At 39.6% G+C, this 16373-nt stretch carries 16 protein-coding genes, 1 tRNA gene and 1 riboswitch; of the genes, 7 read left to right on the forward strand and 10 right to left on the reverse strand.

Features of this window, described 5'->3' with window-relative positions; translation table 11 throughout:
* Positions 1-22 precede the first annotated feature (22 nt).
* The 3 genes from JKG61_RS07495 to JKG61_RS07505 form a co-directional block, all read right to left on the reverse strand.
* Positions 23-1345 carry a D-alanyl-D-alanine carboxypeptidase gene (locus JKG61_RS07495; RefSeq protein ID WP_202102340.1) on the reverse strand — a complete coding sequence of 441 codons (1323 nt, stop codon included), beginning with the start codon at positions 1343-1345 and terminating at the stop codon, positions 23-25.
* Positions 1346-1480: 135 nt separating this feature from the next.
* A complete protein-coding gene (locus JKG61_RS07500; protein ID WP_202102341.1) occupies positions 1481-2926 on the reverse strand; it encodes a dicarboxylate/amino acid:cation symporter in 1446 nt (481 codons plus the stop codon).
* 148 nt (positions 2927-3074) lie between these two features.
* Entirely contained in the window at positions 3075-3425 is a 351-nt protein-coding gene (locus JKG61_RS07505; RefSeq protein WP_202102343.1) for a 4Fe-4S binding protein, read from the reverse strand.
* Between the two features lie 165 nt (positions 3426-3590).
* Between JKG61_RS07505 and JKG61_RS07510 the strand changes: the two genes are divergently transcribed.
* The 5 genes from JKG61_RS07510 to dnaJ all read left to right on the forward strand — a co-directional run bounded on the left by JKG61_RS07510 (position 3591) and on the right by dnaJ (position 7353).
* Positions 3591-4604 carry an acyl-CoA reductase gene (locus JKG61_RS07510; RefSeq protein ID WP_202102345.1) on the forward strand — a complete coding sequence of 338 codons (1014 nt, stop codon included), beginning with the start codon at positions 3591-3593 and terminating at the stop codon, positions 4602-4604.
* A 35-nt stretch (positions 4605-4639) separates the two neighbouring features.
* Positions 4640-4843, forward strand: coding sequence for a fructose-6-phosphate aldolase (locus JKG61_RS07515; RefSeq protein ID WP_202102346.1), 204 nt, complete (start codon positions 4640-4642; stop codon positions 4841-4843).
* A 3-nt stretch (positions 4844-4846) separates the two neighbouring features.
* The gene (locus JKG61_RS07520) at positions 4847-5527 is read left to right on the forward strand and encodes a cell division ATP-binding protein FtsE (protein WP_202102347.1); all 681 of its coding nucleotides are present in this window, start codon (positions 4847-4849) and stop codon (positions 5525-5527) included.
* Positions 5528-5609: 82 nt separating this feature from the next.
* Entirely contained in the window at positions 5610-6194 is a 585-nt protein-coding gene (locus JKG61_RS07525) for a nucleotide exchange factor GrpE (RefSeq protein ID WP_021070088.1), read from the forward strand.
* Positions 6195-6207: 13 nt separating this feature from the next.
* The gene (gene dnaJ, locus JKG61_RS07530) at positions 6208-7353 is read left to right on the forward strand and encodes a molecular chaperone DnaJ (RefSeq protein ID WP_202102348.1); all 1146 of its coding nucleotides are present in this window, start codon (positions 6208-6210) and stop codon (positions 7351-7353) included.
* Positions 7354-7383: 30 nt separating this feature from the next.
* Here dnaJ and JKG61_RS07535 read toward each other — a convergent pair whose 3' ends face one another.
* The 4 genes from JKG61_RS07535 to pdxH all read right to left on the reverse strand — a co-directional run bounded on the left by JKG61_RS07535 (position 7384) and on the right by pdxH (position 11384).
* Positions 7384-8793, reverse strand: a complete 1410-nt coding sequence (locus JKG61_RS07535; protein ID WP_202102350.1) for a PDZ domain-containing protein — start codon at positions 8791-8793, stop codon at positions 7384-7386.
* A 259-nt stretch (positions 8794-9052) separates the two neighbouring features.
* Positions 9053-10246, reverse strand: coding sequence for an NADH-quinone oxidoreductase subunit D (locus JKG61_RS07540; RefSeq protein WP_021070085.1), 1194 nt, complete (start codon positions 10244-10246; stop codon positions 9053-9055).
* Between the two features lie 8 nt (positions 10247-10254).
* Positions 10255-10734 (reverse strand): NADH-quinone oxidoreductase subunit C, encoded by a 480-nt coding sequence (locus JKG61_RS07545; protein WP_202102352.1) that lies wholly within the window; start codon positions 10732-10734, stop codon positions 10255-10257.
* Positions 10731-11384 (reverse strand): pyridoxamine 5'-phosphate oxidase, encoded by a 654-nt coding sequence (gene pdxH / locus JKG61_RS07550; protein ID WP_202102353.1) that lies wholly within the window; start codon positions 11382-11384, stop codon positions 10731-10733. The genes JKG61_RS07545 and pdxH overlap by 4 nt, the downstream gene beginning before the upstream one ends.
* A gap of 196 nt (positions 11385-11580) precedes the next feature.
* Between pdxH and JKG61_RS07555 the strand changes: the two genes are divergently transcribed.
* Positions 11581-12141 carry a YqgE/AlgH family protein gene (locus JKG61_RS07555; protein ID WP_237249406.1) on the forward strand — a complete coding sequence of 187 codons (561 nt, stop codon included), beginning with the start codon at positions 11581-11583 and terminating at the stop codon, positions 12139-12141.
* A gap of 52 nt (positions 12142-12193) precedes the next feature.
* Here the strand turns inward: JKG61_RS07555 and JKG61_RS07560 are convergent.
* Together JKG61_RS07560 and htpG are read right to left on the reverse strand one after the other, a co-directional pair.
* Positions 12194-12267: transfer RNA gene (locus JKG61_RS07560), tRNA-His, on the reverse strand.
* A gap of 113 nt (positions 12268-12380) precedes the next feature.
* Positions 12381-14267: a molecular chaperone HtpG gene (gene htpG, locus JKG61_RS07565; RefSeq protein ID WP_202102355.1), complete on the reverse strand. Its 1887-nt coding sequence runs from the start codon at positions 14265-14267 to the stop codon at positions 12381-12383.
* 437 nt (positions 14268-14704) lie between these two features.
* A riboswitch (SAM-I-IV-variant riboswitch) is annotated at positions 14705-14799 on the forward strand.
* Positions 14800-14866: 67 nt separating this feature from the next.
* Here htpG and JKG61_RS07570 point away from each other — a divergent pair.
* A complete protein-coding gene (locus JKG61_RS07570; RefSeq protein WP_202102357.1) occupies positions 14867-15154 on the forward strand; it encodes a 5-oxoprolinase in 288 nt (95 codons plus the stop codon).
* On the opposite strand, the gene JKG61_RS07575 is transcribed toward JKG61_RS07570, so the two are convergent.
* Positions 15151-16263, reverse strand: a complete 1113-nt coding sequence (locus JKG61_RS07575; RefSeq protein ID WP_202102359.1) for a DUF2891 domain-containing protein — start codon at positions 16261-16263, stop codon at positions 15151-15153. The two genes, JKG61_RS07570 and JKG61_RS07575, sit on opposite strands and share 4 nt — an antisense overlap.
* Positions 16264-16373: the final 110 nt, after the last annotated feature.

The raw sequence follows: 16373 nt of genomic DNA on the forward strand, positions 1-16373 counted from the left end.
ATATAGCAATTGTTAAGAAATATTAATAATTCTGGCGAATAAAGGTCATGATCTTCACCATTTCCTTACGGATATTAGAAGTACTCGTGATAAAATTATTATTCAAAAAAGAGAATGCATACCGTCGACCCGTCCGCGTAACAATATAGCCCGACTGGCAATGGACAGCATGTATAGTGCCTGTTTTAGCCCATACAAAAGGAGTTCCTTGATCTAGCGCGTAAGCATTTTTTAAAGTTCCATCCACTCCACCTGCAGGAAAAAACAAATAACGTTGATTTTCATCAGGTATCAATTTCTTTATCTCTAATAAAACTTGGATCATACTCCTTGGAGACACACTATTATACGTTGATAAGCCACTACCATCGCGCAATTCGATACTATCTAAAAAATGACTATAATAAGTTTTGTGTATTTCAGTCCGTAGCGAATCCGTATAAAACCCTTGATAACGGATATCAGCGGCCACCATCGTCAAATGTTCAGCTAGAAAATTATCACTGGGAAGCATCATTTCTCGCAAAACATGGTTGCGAGGGGAGGAATATAAAGTTTTTATATCCGCTGGCTTTTCATAACCTGGCAAAGCCTCTATGGGTCTATGTAAGGTATCTTGTAATAGCTTTACCAGCAAACTATCCGACCAAATAAAAGGTTTGCTTGAACCGTATCCAGATGGAACACTTAACGCACTCCTATCAAACCGATTCGAATTAAGTGCTCTAGTAACCGAAAAATACTTACTGGATCTGTCACTGATTCCAACTGTTGTATTAAAATAACTCGGAATAGCTATTAAATCTTTACCACTAGCCTTAAATCTCACCACATTACCATAAATAGGAAAACTAGCAACCTCAGGCTGGTAGTCATAGGCATAATCCTCAATAGCCCATCCCTCTCGGTAAGCAGGTTCAGAGGAAGACTGAGGAACATAATAAAGATACTTAGCTTCAGCGGAATGCAAAAAATCATACACCCGTCTGGTATCTAACTTAGGATGTAAAAAAGTTGGATCGCCTGTCCCCCAGAAGATAAGCGAATCCCCTCGCTGTACATATTGAATACCGGGAATAGAGTCACCTATGGTTTTCAATGCCGTAAACAGTGTGAATACTTTCGTATTAGAAGCAGGTGTAAAGTGCTGATCCTCTTGTTTCCCAAAGACAAACCTACTGCTATCCAAGTCATAAAGACTAAACCCAAAATGATGCTTGGGTAATATAACTGACTTAGCAAATTGATCTTCTAACAATGAAAAATCTTGTGCTTTGGCCAAATTTAGGATAAATAAATACCAGACCAGAATAGGCGCTATAAAATAAGGAAGATAACTTTTCATTTTAGAAAGATAAAAAAAAACCTTACGTTTTACAACTATAACCAGATATAGAGCAAAACGTAAGGAATAGTATAGCGAAATGGTCCGATTCGTCCAAGTCAGCTTCTGGCGACCTTAGATGCGCAGACCAAAGATCTAGTTAGCATCTTCTAAAAACTTTGGATTTTGCGAAGCTGTTTCGTCAAACTCCCCCTCCCACTTCGCTACCACCACAGTTGCTAAACAGTTACCGATTACATTGACTGAAGTGCGGGCCATATCCATCAACTCATCAATACCAAGAATAGCGGCAATAACGAAAGTCGGCAAGCCAAACTGATCTGCCGTAGCTATCAAAACGATTAGAGATGCCCTAGGAACGGCTGCTACACCTTTTGACGTAATCATCAACGTAAATGCGATCAACAACTGTTGCCCAATACTCAAATCAATACCCGCGGCCTGGGCGACAAATATAGAAGCCAAGGACAAATAGAGCGATGTACCATCTAAATTAAAACTATAGCCAGTAGGAATAACAAAAGATACTATTTTACGTGGAACACCAAATTTCTCCATATTCTCCATGGCTTTGGGAAGCGCAGCATCAGAGCTTGTTGTAGCAAAAGCAATAGATACCGGTTCTTTTATCGCATTTATAAATTGTTTTACAGGTACCTTAAGGTATAAAGCAACAGGGAAAAGAACCAACAAAACAAACACTATCAATGCAATATAAAGACTCATCAATAGCATAAAGAGATTCTTCAAAATATCTACTCCTAAATGTCCAACGGTATAAGCCATGGCAGCCCCCACACCTATCGGTGCAAATAACATAACGAGGTTGGTAAACTTGAACATGGCCTCTGAGAGACTCTCTGTGAAATCAACAAGCGGCTTTCGCTTCCTTTCATTAACCATAGCCAATCCTATACCAAACAAAACACCGAAAATAACAATCTGCAAGACCTTATTCTCATACACCGATTTTACAATATTTTCGGGAAAAGTATCCCGAATAAAAGCGTTGAATTTATATACTCCATGTACATTTTCCGAAATGTGGTCCAATACCTTTTGATCTGCGTCAGTGACCGCTGAAGTTGTGGGCAATTCCTCATGAGGCATATGCTCAATATCGACACCAATCCCTGCCTTGGTAATATTAATCACAGCCAAGCCAATAAAAATAGCACATGTCGTGGCACAGAAAAAATAAAGCATCGACTTCCAGGCCATACGTCCCACAGATTTCAAATCCGAATGTCCTGCGATACCAAACACCAATGTAGCAAACAAGATGGGCCCCACAATAGTCTTGACAAGCTTGATAAATCCTTGACTGAGCGGATGCATAGCTATTGCTAAATCAGGAAAATCCAGACCAACAAAAACCCCTAAAATCAAACAAGTCAATATCCAGGTTGTTAGATTCCTCCTTGTTACTGCATTCACGATCAATACCAGTGCACTTAGCCAACGGACCCCCATCATGACCGAAGGAGAAACACCAAATAAATCAAATTCGTAGAATAGAGTTATAATTATCGCAATAGTTATTGTAACGAGCGTTACAAAACCTACATTTTTTTTTGACATCTATTAATAATATTTGTGATTACATAATTTATGATTACGACAAAAATATAAAAATAGAAAGGCTTAGCAAATAAATTTTGATAGAAAGGCAACAAAAAAAGCACGACTGCTAAGTCATGCTTTTCACTATCTTTCGATATTTGTATTTTTATTCAGCGTGCAACCAAGCCTTTTTCGCTAATAGCTCTTCTTCCGACTCAACCACATCTTCATCCTCCACACAACAGTCTACAGGACATACCGCAGCACATTGCGGTTCATCATGAAAACCGACACATTCTGTACATTTATCCGATACAATATAATAGACTTCATCAGAAACAGCATCCTGCGACGCAGCAGCATCAATAGTAACACCATCTCCAAAATCAATTACTCCATCCAAAGCCGTACCGTCAGCAAATTTCCAAGGTACCCCCGCATCATATATTGCATTATTTGGGCATTCCGGTTCACACGCGCCGCAATTAATACATTCATCTGTAATTTTTATCGCCATTTATAACCTCACAATTATAATAAATAAACTAATTTTGTACGTCAAAGGTAAATATTGGATTTATAAATAGCGAAAAAAAAGTATACAACTTTAGTCGTTTATCCAATTATTTGACATTACAAAGATAAACGAAATATTCATCAGAACGATTCTAAATAATATATTTTGACAAAGCAAGAACGGATAGCAGCCTTTGCTAAATTAGGAGAATGGTTAACCCATCCCGACACAGAAACAACTGAGAAAACAGCTCAATTTCACCATAAAAACCCTTGGTATACAGCAGATAATGTGCTGCGTCAGATGAATGCCATAGGACATCAACTCACCCCCGAAAAATTGAATGCTTGGATCCAAGATTATACCGCGCAGGATTCCGATAAAACCGTAGGTCTTGTTTTAGCTGGCAATCTTCCTCTAGTTGGGTTCCATGATATACTTTCCTGCTTGATCATGGGGTTTCATGTACAAGTAAAGCTTTCCTCGGACGATGCTGGACTCACGCCTTTTGTGATCAGTCAATTAATTCGAATATGCCCTTCGTTTAAAGATAAAATCCAAGAGGTCGACAAACTGACGAACTATGACCTTGTCATTGCGACAGGCTCCAATAATTCAGCGCGATATTTCGAGTATTATTTTGGTAAAAAACCGCATATTATACGAAAAAACAGAAATGCTGTCGCCGTACTTACCGGGCAAGAGACCCCTCAGGAACTTACAGCTTTAGGGTCAGATATTTTTGATTATTTCGGTCTGGGATGCAGATCCGTATCCAAACTTTATATCCCCAAGAACTATCCCATTGCCAACTTTTTTGAGGCAATTGAGCAATTCAGCCCTATCAGAGAACATTTCAAATACAACAACAACTACGACTATAATAAATCCATCTATCTCATCAATAAAGACAAACACTACGACAATGGTTTTTTGTTATTGAAAGAAGACAATACCCTTTCTTCTCCTTTAGCTGTTGTATTCTATGAAGAGTATAACAATACGGACCAATTAATAGCCGCTATTGAAGGACAAAAAGATAACATTCAGTGTGTAGTTTGTCAACAAGACCTGCAGATTTCACCACCGCTTTTTAGATTGGGAAGAAGTCAGCACCCTGCTCTTAATGACTATGCGGATGGGGTAAATACCCTTGATTTCTTAGCACAACGCCAATAATTCTTTAATTTGAAAAAAAAAATTAACTTTGTTTTATGTATGTAATAAAAGTAAAAGGTGTCGCTAAAATACCCGACTATGTCCAATTGCGAGACGATTCGTTTACTTTGTTAGCGTATTTCCGAGTAGATCGACCAGATAAATCTCTTGACAAAATTGGATTAGGTGATAAAGCCGAACAGATTATGCAATTGGTCAACGAATTGCCCTTTGGTCAAATTAAGAAAATAGAACTTTAATAGATGGCACAAAATACTGTAATAAGACTAAGAAACGTAGATATATACCAACAAAAACATTTGGTTTTGTCCGATGTCAATCTGGAAATTGCTCAAGGAGAATTCCTTTACCTTATCGGGCAATCCGGAACAGGAAAAAGTAGTTTATTAAAGATTATCTATGGTGATCTTTATATCGCAAACGGAGAAGGCTTGGTCGCCGGATTTGATTTGAAAAAGCTACGGGAGTCTGAAGTGCCTTTTCTGAGAAGAAAATTAGGCATTGTTTTTCAGGACTTCCATTTACTCAATGACCGTACCATAGAAAAGAACTTAGAGTTTGCTTTAAAAGCGACGGGATGGACAGACAAAGGCTTGATTCAAAACCGCATGTTAGATGTATTGGAAAAAGTAGGTCTTCGTTCCAAATTAAAGAAAATGCCACATGAGCTATCTGGTGGGGAACAGCAACGTGTCGTTATCGCACGTGCACTGCTTAATGATCCTGAAATCATTTTGGCGGATGAGCCAACAGGTAACCTAGATCCAGCCACTTCAGAAGAAATCGTACTGTTACTCCGTGACATCGCTTCTTCAGGCACAGCCGTCCTCATGGCTACACATGATTATCAAATCATCCGTAACATGCCGGCACGCATTATCAAAACAGAAGACGGTGCCATGCATGACAATGTAAGCATTTAAGGCAACTGACAAAACAGATCATAATCCGACACTTTGCATGTATTTATTTCAAAATACTGACAAGCTGTCGGATATTTTTATAATGGCAAATTTTTTGAATACCATACGCAAGCTATTAACGCAGATAAAAAACAGGGTGATGATGAACGAACAAGAACATATTCAAGACGAAAACTCAGCAAAAGACGACACGCAGCAAAACGAAGCTGCAGAATTATCTATGGAAGAGTCTTTAACCAATCAACTGGCAGAAGCTAACGATAAGTTTGCTCGGTTGTTTGCCGAATTTGACAATTATAAAAAGAGAACGTCCAAAGAACGTGTAGAGTTAATACAAACTGCAGGGCAAGGAGTAATTTCCAAATTATTACCGGTATTGGATGATTTCGACCGCGCACTTGCCTCAATGAACAATGCACAAGATCTTGAGGCCATCAAACAAGGTGTAGAACTGGTAAACAACAAGTTCAGAAAGCTCCTAGAAAATGAAGGTCTTAAAGAAATGGATACCACAGGACAACCTTTCGATGCCGATTTTCAAGAGGCAATAACAAGTATCCCTGCACCTTCCGAGGACTTAAAGAATAAAGTGGTAGATACCGTAGAAAAGGGATATTTTCTAAATGACAAAGTAATTCGTTTTGCTAAAGTAGTGATAGGACAATAAGAATAGAAGAGGAATGTCTAAGAGAGATTATTATGATGTACTTGGGGTATCGCGTCAAGCCGATGCAGCCGAGATAAAATCAGCTTACCGCAAACTGGCTATTAAATATCACCCTGACAAGAATCCGGGAGACAAAGACGCTGAAGAAAACTTTAAAGAAGCCGCTGAAGCTTATGAAATACTAAGCAACCAAGAAAAAAAAGCACGATACGATCAGTTTGGCCACGCGGGCAACTCGGGTGGTTTTGGCGGTGGCGGCGGTATGAATATGGATGACATATTCAGCCAGTTCGGCGATATATTTGGCGGAGGCCATCCCTTTGAAAGCTTTTTTGGTGGAGGTTCTCGTTCCAGTGGCCGCCGTGTTCAAAAAGGAAGTAACCTACGAATCAAAGTAAAACTGACCCTAGAAGAGATTGCAAAAGGAACGGAGAAAAAGGTTAAAGTCAACAAACAAATTGTATGTACGACCTGTGATGGCTCCGGAGCTAAAGACAAGTCATCTTTTCATACTTGCAACACCTGTGGCGGTTCGGGTTCCGTAAGACGGGTCACCAATACTATCCTAGGCCAAATGCAAACGACAAGCACCTGTCCTACCTGTAACGGGGAAGGTGTAGAAATCACTGCTAAATGTACCACCTGTAAGGGAGATGGTCTGGAAAGAGGTGAAGAAACGATAACGATAAATATTCCTGCAGGCGTAAGTGAAGGAATGCAGCTTTCCATGACAGGGAAAGGAAATGCAGCTCCTCGGGGAGGAATACCTGGAGATCTTATCATCTTGGTCGAAGAAGTACCACACGAATCACTGAAACGTGATGGTATCAATGTTATCTATGATCTTTACATCAATTTTGCAGATGCCGCTCTGGGCACCAGTGTAGAAGTCCCAACGATAGATGGCAAAGCGAAGATCAAAATAGATGCAGGAACACAAGGAGGAAAGATTCTAAGACTCAAAGGCAAAGGTATTCCTGAAGTAAACTCTTACCATAAAGGAGATCAATTGATATATGTAAACATTTGGACTCCCAAAGCGGTCTCTTCGGAAGAGCGTGAAATCCTGGAGAAACTGAAAGGTTCGGCAAATTTCAAACCACAACCTGGGAAATCGGAGAAATCATTCTTCGAAAGAATCAAAGAATATTTCGAATAATCACGAAAGGGCTGTTTTCACAGCCCTTTTTTATTTCAATAAAATAGGATCTATCAGCGCAAATCTGAACTTACGCAACTCTCCATCGCGTTTGACCTCAAGACTTACTCCATAATTATTTCTGACCTGCAATTTTTGTCTTATTTTCTCCAGCCCAATCTTTCCAGCATAACTACCATTTATCTTATAAATAACATCTCCGATCCTTATCCCTGCCAAATCAGCAGGAGAGTCCTTGCGTACATGGTACACCACATAAGAAGGTACCAACGCTATCTGATACGTAACATCTGTTCCCAAATTCACGGTTTTAGCGTCATATTTCATCTTTGAATCATTTACCTGTGGTGGCACTTCATTCTTTACCCAAGTAAATCCCTCATGGCGAATCTCCAACCCACTCATATCAATATTAAAGGCGTCAGCAAACAATCTGTTTTTCTTAAGATACAGTAGGCTATCTGTATAGTTGAAAACCACATCAAAGCGTGACATCACCTGGTTACCAATAGAGCCGACACGTCCTGTTGCCAACTTAAGCTCGTTATACGAATTGGTATCCGGATAAGAAACGAAGGGTTCGTTCAAGCTAAACCTACCAATGCTCACTTTAGCAATTCGACTTCTTTTACCATAGATATCACCATTGAATCCCTGTCCTAAAAATTCGTACACATAAGGCGTGTTGATCATATAATCTTGAAGTGCTGTAGTAAACAGCATTAAAGGATCAGAATTCCCCAAATCGACCAACATACGCAAACGTTCGAATTCTTGCCTCCCCGTCAGTATGTCCACCGCTACAAAAGGACGATCTTTCAAAAGATCCATTTTGAAAACTGTATATTTTTGGAGCATCTTCTCGATCCCATTTAAAGACTTAAAGACCTGCAATTTCTTTTTCACATAATCAATACGAACGATATGAGAGCTAAAAAAATGGCTTCCTAAAATCCCATGGATAGGAATACCTATATTTTTGGATAGGTTGACACTACTGTCCACCACAACATAGAGATCATGTCTATGATCAATCAACGCAGAATCCCCCAATACCAATACATTGCTTAGGGACAGGAGCCCTTTGAGCCCCTCAGAAATCCCCAGTCCATTAAAGTTTATTGACGTAACATTATGAAGAACTACAGAATCTATATTTCCGAACAATAAAGTTTCCTTCACACCTGTGTCTAAAATAAATCTCAACTCCTCTCCATTAAGCTGTACAGGGATAGTAATAATATGATTGATGATCTCTATAGGTATAGTTACACTACTTTTATTACCCTTGAAGTCCCAATGCTGCGCATAAACGTTAGCATACCCTCCAAAAAACACAAGAAGAGACAGAGCAACAACTTGTAGCAAATGGAATACAGGTCTGTTCAAACATTTTGCAGTCAATACACACCTCCACTTTGAAAGGATAAAGGGTTTCATATTTGTTATTGGTTATCGTTTTGACATATAAACTTAGATAAATCTCTCCAATACAACAACTTTTAGTAAAAAATCAAGTAGCTCTATTGTCGATCCTGATAACACGGAAAATATGGTCTCTACCAAAATAAAAAAGCCTGCATCCGGGCGGATGCAGACTTCCTATTAACCAATTATAAACTTAAATTATGAGAACTCAAAGATACAACTTAATGTTTAAACTCCAAATTTTTTATGCGCTTTTTTGCATTTTTATTCGTTATCTATCCACTTCTCCCAATACAATATCTATTGAGCCCAGGATTGCTATCAAATCAGCTATCAAAACACCCCTTCCTAATTCCGGAAGTACCGAAAGATTATTAAAACTTGGCCCTCTAGCCTTTAAACGCCTAGGAATGTCTGTCTTTTCTTGTGTCTCAAAGTAAAAGCCCAACTCTCCTTTTGGATTTTCGGCACGTACATAATAATTCTGAGCCTTCAGATTTACTTTTTTCGGGACTAATGCACGCGGATCAAAGTCCGGCAAACGTGCAAAATCAGACAACAACCGTGCAAGACATTGCTCTATTATTTTTACGGACTCATGGATTTCATCCACACGCACTTTGTACCGATCCCAGGAGTCACCTACTGTTCCAGCCTCGCCTTTTCCGATTGGAATTTCAAAATCCAATTCTGGGTACACCGAGTACCCGTCGATACGTCTCAAATCCCATTTGATGCCACTCGCTCGCAACATAGGTCCCGAACAGCCATAGTTTACTGCGACATCTGCTGGCAGCACACCTATATTTGCTGTTCTTGATATAAAAATCTGATTCGTTGACAATAAGTCATCCAATTCGACAAGCTTAGGTTTGAAATATTGGACAAACTCCTGACAGCGCTCTTCAAATCCGACGGGCAAATCATAAAACAAACCGCCCACCCAGATATAATTATACAGCATTCTGGAGCCAGACGCCCATTCCAATAGGTTCATGATATGTTCCCTATCTCTAAAACACCACATAAATGGTGTAAAAGCGCCGATATCTATACCATATGTGCCTATCGCTATTAGATGCGAGGCGATCCGGTTGAGTTCACAAACTAAGACACGTATATATTCTATCCGTTTGGGAATCTTATGTTCGATCCCAAGCATACGCTCCACTCCCATGACGAACGCATGGCTGTTATTCATCGATGCCAGATAATCCAGTCTATCCGTAAAAGGAATAGTTTTCCCATAGTTCATCGATTCCGCATGCTTATCAAAACAACGGTGTAAATAACCCAAGTGCGGTATGATATCCCTTACAACTTCACCATCCGTGATCAACTCCAACCGCAGCACACCGTGTGTCGACGGGTGCTGGGGTCCCATATTAATAACCATTTCCGTGGATCCAATCTGCTTCATTCGTTCCAAATATTGCAGGTACCCTTGATTATATTTTGTGTGCATACTCTTTATCAAATCTTAACTGGAATACCACGATAACTTTCAGGATCTTCGTAGTCTTTACGCAATGGGAAACCTTCCCAATCATCGGGCAACAATATCCTTCGTAGATCGGGATGTCCATCAAAGTAAATTCCCATCAAATCAAAAGCCTCCCGTTCATGCCAATCTGCTGTTCGCCATACAGAACTTACAGAAGGAACCTCGGGTACTCCATCACGTGCAACCTCAACACGCAATGTCAATTGCAATTGAAAAGGAATAGAAGTTAGATGGTATACTACAGCAAACTTAGGCTCCGGAAAATAATCCACCGCCGTAACATTTGCCAAAAAATCAAAGTAGTAGCTGGGATGGTCTCTTAACCAAAAACATACCTCACAGAACACCTCTTTTTTGATCATCAACGTAGCCTGAATACCACATTCGACCACCTCAGATGCCATGGCTTCAAACTTTAAATCCAGATCTTTCTTGATTCTTTCAATCATGGCGCTAATCTATTTATAACCCAATCATCAGCTTCCCATACATAGGTAATCCTATCATGCAGCCGTGAGCTTCTCCCCTGCCAAAATTCAACCTTAAGTGGTCTAACCAAATAACCGCCCCAAAATTCTGGCCGAGGAACGATTTCAGTGTCTTTAAATTTCTTTTCGTAAAAACTAACCCTTTCTTCCAAAAACTCTCTATTCGGGATAACCTGACTTTGCGGAGAAGCCCATGCACCAATACGGCTTCCTTTGGGACGCGACGCATAATATTCATTGGAATCTTCTTCACATAGCCGTTCAACGACTCCTTCCACGCGGACCTGCCGTTGCAATTCAGGCCAAAAAAATAAGAGACTTACCTTCGAACTGCCTTCCATATCCAATCCTTTTTTACTTTGGTAGTTCGTAAAAAAACTAAAACCGTTGGGTTTAATGTCTTTTAACAGCACTATCCTAGAAGCTGGAAACCCATCCTCGCCAAGCGTGGATAAAGTCATTGCATTAGGTTCGATAACATGAGCCTCCAATGCCTGTCCAAACCAGTTTTCAAACTGCTCAAAAGGATTCGCCGACATATGTTCTTCGGAGAGAGAATCCTTCAAATAATCCTCGCGGATAGCCGCAATATCTTTATGATCGATTGCCATGAGAATAGTTTTGTTTGTGATAGACAAACTTACTAAATGCAACACAAAAGATTGTCATCTTTATTCCTTTTTCGAAACGACACCAAAGTCATCTCCCATTACAGGCTGCTTCCATAGAATCGGCGGCTTCGAAGGTTTACAAATTGGATATAATTCCTATTTTACTTATGTTTATGTAATATAGTTAATAACAGAAATGATGTTCAATCAAAATACGCCCACTCGGGGAAGTCTGCTCGTATCCGAGCCTTTCATACTCGATCCCAATTTCGAGCGTTCAGTTATTATGCTTTGCGAGCACAACGAAGACGGCACACTTGGATTGGTTCTAAATCACCGCTCGAATTTACTATTATCAGATGTCATTGAAGGCATTCAGGTCGATGTACCTATTTATATCGGGGGACCAGTACAGAATGACGCCCTGTTCTTTTTACATCGTACGACAGACCTAGCAGGGGGAACACCCGTTACCAAAGATATCGCTCTAGGAAGAGATCTAAATCAAGCTATTTTTCTCGTTCAGGAAGGCATATTAACACCAGACAACATTAAGTTCTTTCTCGGATACTCTGGATGGTCACCCAAGCAGCTAGAGGAAGAGATAGCGCAAAACTCATGGGCGGTACATAATTCATTCGATAGCCATCTTCCTTTTGTACTGGATGGAGATGCTCTCTGGAAACAGGCGTTAATCAGTCTCGGCCCTAAATATGCTCACGTGGCAAACTTTCCCAAAAACCCGTCTTTAAATTAAGGCTGCAGTAAAAACAAAAAAGCCTCTCATTTCTGAGAAGCCTTTAGAAGCGGGTAAGTAATCGGGCTCGAACCGACGACCCCTAGAACCACAATCTAGTGCTCTAACCAACTGAGCTATACCTACCGTGTTTGTGATACAAAAGTAGGTTTTTTATCGATATACTCCAAATGTTTTTAACAAAAAATCCTCATTGCATAATAACACAATGAGGATTAAGCGATTATTTTTCGCACGTATTAAATCATCTCTACACTTCGCTTGACAAACGATGTCAAATCAGCTCCTGTTAACAAGCCTCTGGACAATAATGCCAGATCAAAAGCCTGTTTAGCCAACTTCTCTCCTTCTGCTTCACTACTTTCTAGAATACGTTTTACTAACGGGTGATTGCCATTTACGGTCACTTTATAATTGTCAGGAATATTACCATAGAACCCCATACCTCCACCAGTTTTAGCCATGTCTTTCATACGTCTCATAAACTCATCCAAAGTTACAGACACGGGCAACTCATCTTCTTTCAATGCCTCGATCTGTACATTCATATCCTGACGGTTAATAGCTTTTTGGAATAACTCCGTAGCCTTTTTACTTTCGTCCTCATTCAATAGCAGATCAATCTTCTCATCTTTCTGGATAAGTTTGTCGATGATATCTGAATCGATACGTTTCAATTGTACTTTTTCACCTCCCTTTTGCTCTAAGTAAGAAGTAAAATGCGTATCCAATGGACCATCTAGAACCAGTACATCGTAACCTTTAGCCGTAGCTGTGTTGATAAAACCGTCTTGTTGATTAACGTCTGAACTGTATAGGTATATGATATTGCCCTCTTTGTCGACCTGAATATCTTTCACTTTTTCATAGTACTCTTTCAACGTAAAACTTTCGTTGGAAGTGTTTTTCAACAGACAAAATTCATTCGCTTTCTCCGCAAACTTCTCATCACTCAACATACCATACTTGATGAAGAGACCGATATCAGTCCATTTATCTTCAAAGCCCTTACGATCGGCTTTATAAATCTCCTGAAGTTTGTCGGCTACTTTCTTAGTGATGTAATTGTTTATTTTTTTTACGTTACTGTCTGCCTGTAGAAAAGAACGGGACACATTCAACGGAATATCCGGAGAATCGATCACACCATGCAATAACATTAAAAACTCAGGGACAATGTCTTTAACTTCATCCGTAATAAATACTTGACGAGAATAAAGCTTGATTTTATTGCGCTGAATTTCTAACTCATTCTTTATTTTAGGAAAATAAAGAATACCTGTCAGATTGAAAGGATAATCCACATTGAGATGAATCCAAAATAAAGGCTCATCCATGGAAGCGGGATAAAGCTCACGGTAGAAGGCCAAATAATCTTCATCCTTCAGCTCGCTAGGAGATTTTGTCCATGCAGGATTCGTATTATTAATAATATTATCGACCTCTATTGATTTATATTTAGGCTTACCTTCTTCATCTTCGCCATCGGGCTCCGATGTCGTCTTCGTACCAAAACGGATAGGTACTGGCAAAAATTTAGCATACTTGTCCAAAATTTCCTGCAACCTAAATTTACTAAGGAATTCTGTCGAATCTGCATTAACATGCAAAATCACGTCTGTTCCACGTGTCGTACGTGTCCCCTTGGAGATTTCATAAGAAGTACTGCCATCACAAGTCCAATGCGCTGGTTCAGCGCCATCCTGGAAGGAGAGCGATTGAATCTCCACACGATCAGCAACCATAAAAGCGGAGTAGAAACCCAAACCGAAACGACCTATGATTTCGTTCGCATCGTTTGCTTCTTTAAATTTCTCCATGAATTCTGTGGCGCCCGAAAAAGCGATCTGATTGATATACTTCTTTATTTCATCAGCCGTCATTCCGATACCATTGTCCGATATGGTAATAGTTTTTGCTTCTTCGTCAAATTTAACGTCGACCAGTAAATCCCGAACTTCACCATTAAATTGTCCAAGAGAAGCCAATCTTTTAATCTTCTGAGAGGCATCTACTGCATTGGAAACCAACTCTCTTAAGAAAATTTCGTTGTCTGAGTATAAAAACTTTTTAATCACCGGAAATATATTCTCGGTATGAATCGAAATACTACCCTTTTCTTGCATATGTATTTTACTGTTTAACTATTTATTACTGCAATCAACTTATCAAGGGCTGTTCCAAAATTGACTTTAAGACAGAATGTCAGATTGACCGGTCAGAAGTACTCTAGTTTTGTCATTCCTATCTGCTTATCCCCATCTTTGGCCCTAAGTTATATTTTAAATTGTCTAAACAGATAATTAACTGAGTGGAAATAGAGGGTTTATAGAGATTTACCTCTATGAACCCTCTACAAATCCTCTATTATTCCCCTATAAACACGCCATAAATAAAGAGGTATTATCAGCCAAAGTAGCTATTAATATCCTATAAAGAAACATACATGTACAGGAAAAACCTCCAAAAAGAGACGTTTTTTCATAAATGCATCTATTTTGTTGATACAACAATTCAATAACTCGCAAAAGTTTTTGTTTTTATCAAAAAGTCCATTAATTTTGTAGAGTATTCAGAATTGCATGAAGCAATACCAACCGAGTGTAGTCACCGCGGTGGTAAAATAATACGGGTGCGAAGCCAAAATAAACGTTATAGCGACGCTTGTTTTTCCCACAGATTTCTGGATACAATTTATGGTTTAACATTTAAATTTTTAAATTGTATGTCTACAACACGTTCATTCTATCAGCATCTACTCGAAAAGTTTTCGGCTTACTCCACAGAAGAGCTCATATATCTCAATAATGAGACTGTCAAAAGTCAGGGATGGGGCTCATCGAGAGCGACTTTTAGAACAGCCATTATCGCTGCCTTTTCGAAGAAGGGTATTGACCTCTCCCATATTGTCACCAAAAACGACGGTTTTACGAGTATCCTGTCGGTACCCGTAAAACTGGTCGAAAACACGCTCGTTCCGATAAACGGCGACACCTCTATTGGAAGAGATTAATGGGCATGATCAAGCGCGTACAGCGCAAATGTGCCCAACCAATGTGAGCCCATATAGTCATCTTGTGCGGAAAGACTGGGCAGTGAAAAGTCAATATGTTCATCGGCTATCTTTTTCAGATAATCGAGCTCTGGTATGGCTTTAGCGATTCCGTAAAGACAAGCTGCACGGCTATAGTTCAATCCATCCAGATGAACTAATTTGCCGTCGGTACGATCTTTAACAACAGCAGGAGAAATAGAAAAGTCTACATTAAACAGTGAGGGCATAAACTTCTTCAGCCAATGGCTATATGCTTTACTATCGAGAGTCTTACTCATCAAGTAAGCCTCCTCCAGACAGGGAGACAAGAAATCGTAACCGCTGGGTTCATAGGCAAGATTGCACTCCATATCATGACCAAAAAGGCGTTGGCTGTGTTTCACAATATCTGCTTCAAAAGCAGTATCTGCTACCGTACGCGCATAATCCAAAGACAACGAAAGACTAAATGCGGAATTATCGTGTTGGCCTGCGCGAATAGGATAAACCAACTTGGGCAGATAAGTTCTATAACGCATTACCAGAAGGTCTACCAACGGTTGTAGATGAGCCTTCCATATCTTTGCATCGCCATCGTCCCATCGTACTAAACTCTCCTGAAGCTTGAATAACCATGCCCATCCATAGGTGCGTTCGAAACTCATATTATTAACGTCGTTAAAAAATGCCATTTCTACGGCAACATTATCAGCGGTAATATGCTTATTCAGAAGAGCTCTAACCTCTCCTTCCTTATCCAGCTGAGGGTACTTTTGCAGCAGTTCCACGATCGACCAATAACCATGGACAGACGAATGCCAATCAAAGCATCCATAAAAAATAGGCCTTAGCTTTTTCGGGGATTTCAAATCTGTATCAGCACCCAGTACTTGCCCCAGCTTATTGGGGTATTCAATTTCTAAACAATGAATAGGTAAAGAAAAAATCTGAGCAGCTTGTTTTTCCGTCAAAACAATGCCAGCACTATCTGTAAAATCAGTTTTCCTTTCCGTTATCGAATTATGGCTACATCCAGAAAAAGAAAGAAGGTACACCAGGGCTAAAGGGATATATTTTTTGATTTGCATTTTGTATTTTTATCTAGCTTTAAATGAGATTCTTTTAAAAATATTACAATTCCTTGAAACTATCAAGGCTATGATGCCTTACCACAAATAGAAACGAAAAACAAAACACT

The organism is Sphingobacterium faecale (genome assembly GCF_016746095.1).
GTDB lineage: Bacteria > Bacteroidota > Bacteroidia > Sphingobacteriales > Sphingobacteriaceae > Sphingobacterium > Sphingobacterium faecale.

Excerpts from the sequence above, each read along its gene's own strand:
- JKG61_RS07535 (WP_202102350.1), bottom strand. The coding sequence starts at position 8,793 with ATGAAACCCTTTATCCTTTCAAAGTGGAGGTGTGTATTGACTGCAAAA.
- dnaJ (WP_202102348.1), top strand. The coding sequence starts at position 6,208 with ATGTCTAAGAGAGATTATTATGATGTACTTGGGGTATCGCGTCAAGCC.
- JKG61_RS07520 (WP_202102347.1), top strand. The coding sequence starts at position 4,847 with ATGGCACAAAATACTGTAATAAGACTAAGAAACGTAGATATATACCAA.
- JKG61_RS07570 (WP_202102357.1), top strand. The coding sequence starts at position 14,867 with ATGTCTACAACACGTTCATTCTATCAGCATCTACTCGAAAAGTTTTCG.
- JKG61_RS07505 (WP_202102343.1), bottom strand. The coding sequence starts at position 3,425 with ATGGCGATAAAAATTACAGATGAATGTATTAATTGCGGCGCGTGTGAA.
- JKG61_RS07495 (WP_202102340.1), bottom strand. The coding sequence starts at position 1,345 with ATGAAAAGTTATCTTCCTTATTTTATAGCGCCTATTCTGGTCTGGTAT.
- JKG61_RS07515 (WP_202102346.1), top strand. The coding sequence starts at position 4,640 with ATGTATGTAATAAAAGTAAAAGGTGTCGCTAAAATACCCGACTATGTC.
- JKG61_RS07525 (WP_021070088.1), top strand. The coding sequence starts at position 5,610 with ATGGCAAATTTTTTGAATACCATACGCAAGCTATTAACGCAGATAAAA.
- htpG (WP_202102355.1), bottom strand. The coding sequence starts at position 14,267 with ATGCAAGAAAAGGGTAGTATTTCGATTCATACCGAGAATATATTTCCG.
- pdxH (WP_202102353.1), bottom strand. The coding sequence starts at position 11,384 with ATGGCAATCGATCATAAAGATATTGCGGCTATCCGCGAGGATTATTTG.
- JKG61_RS07545 (WP_202102352.1), bottom strand. The coding sequence starts at position 10,734 with ATGATTGAAAGAATCAAGAAAGATCTGGATTTAAAGTTTGAAGCCATG.
- JKG61_RS07500 (WP_202102341.1), bottom strand. The coding sequence starts at position 2,926 with ATGTCAAAAAAAAATGTAGGTTTTGTAACGCTCGTTACAATAACTATT.
- JKG61_RS07555 (WP_237249406.1), top strand. The coding sequence starts at position 11,581 with ATGATGTTCAATCAAAATACGCCCACTCGGGGAAGTCTGCTCGTATCC.
- JKG61_RS07540 (WP_021070085.1), bottom strand. The coding sequence starts at position 10,246 with ATGCACACAAAATATAATCAAGGGTACCTGCAATATTTGGAACGAATG.
- JKG61_RS07575 (WP_202102359.1), bottom strand. The coding sequence starts at position 16,263 with ATGCAAATCAAAAAATATATCCCTTTAGCCCTGGTGTACCTTCTTTCT.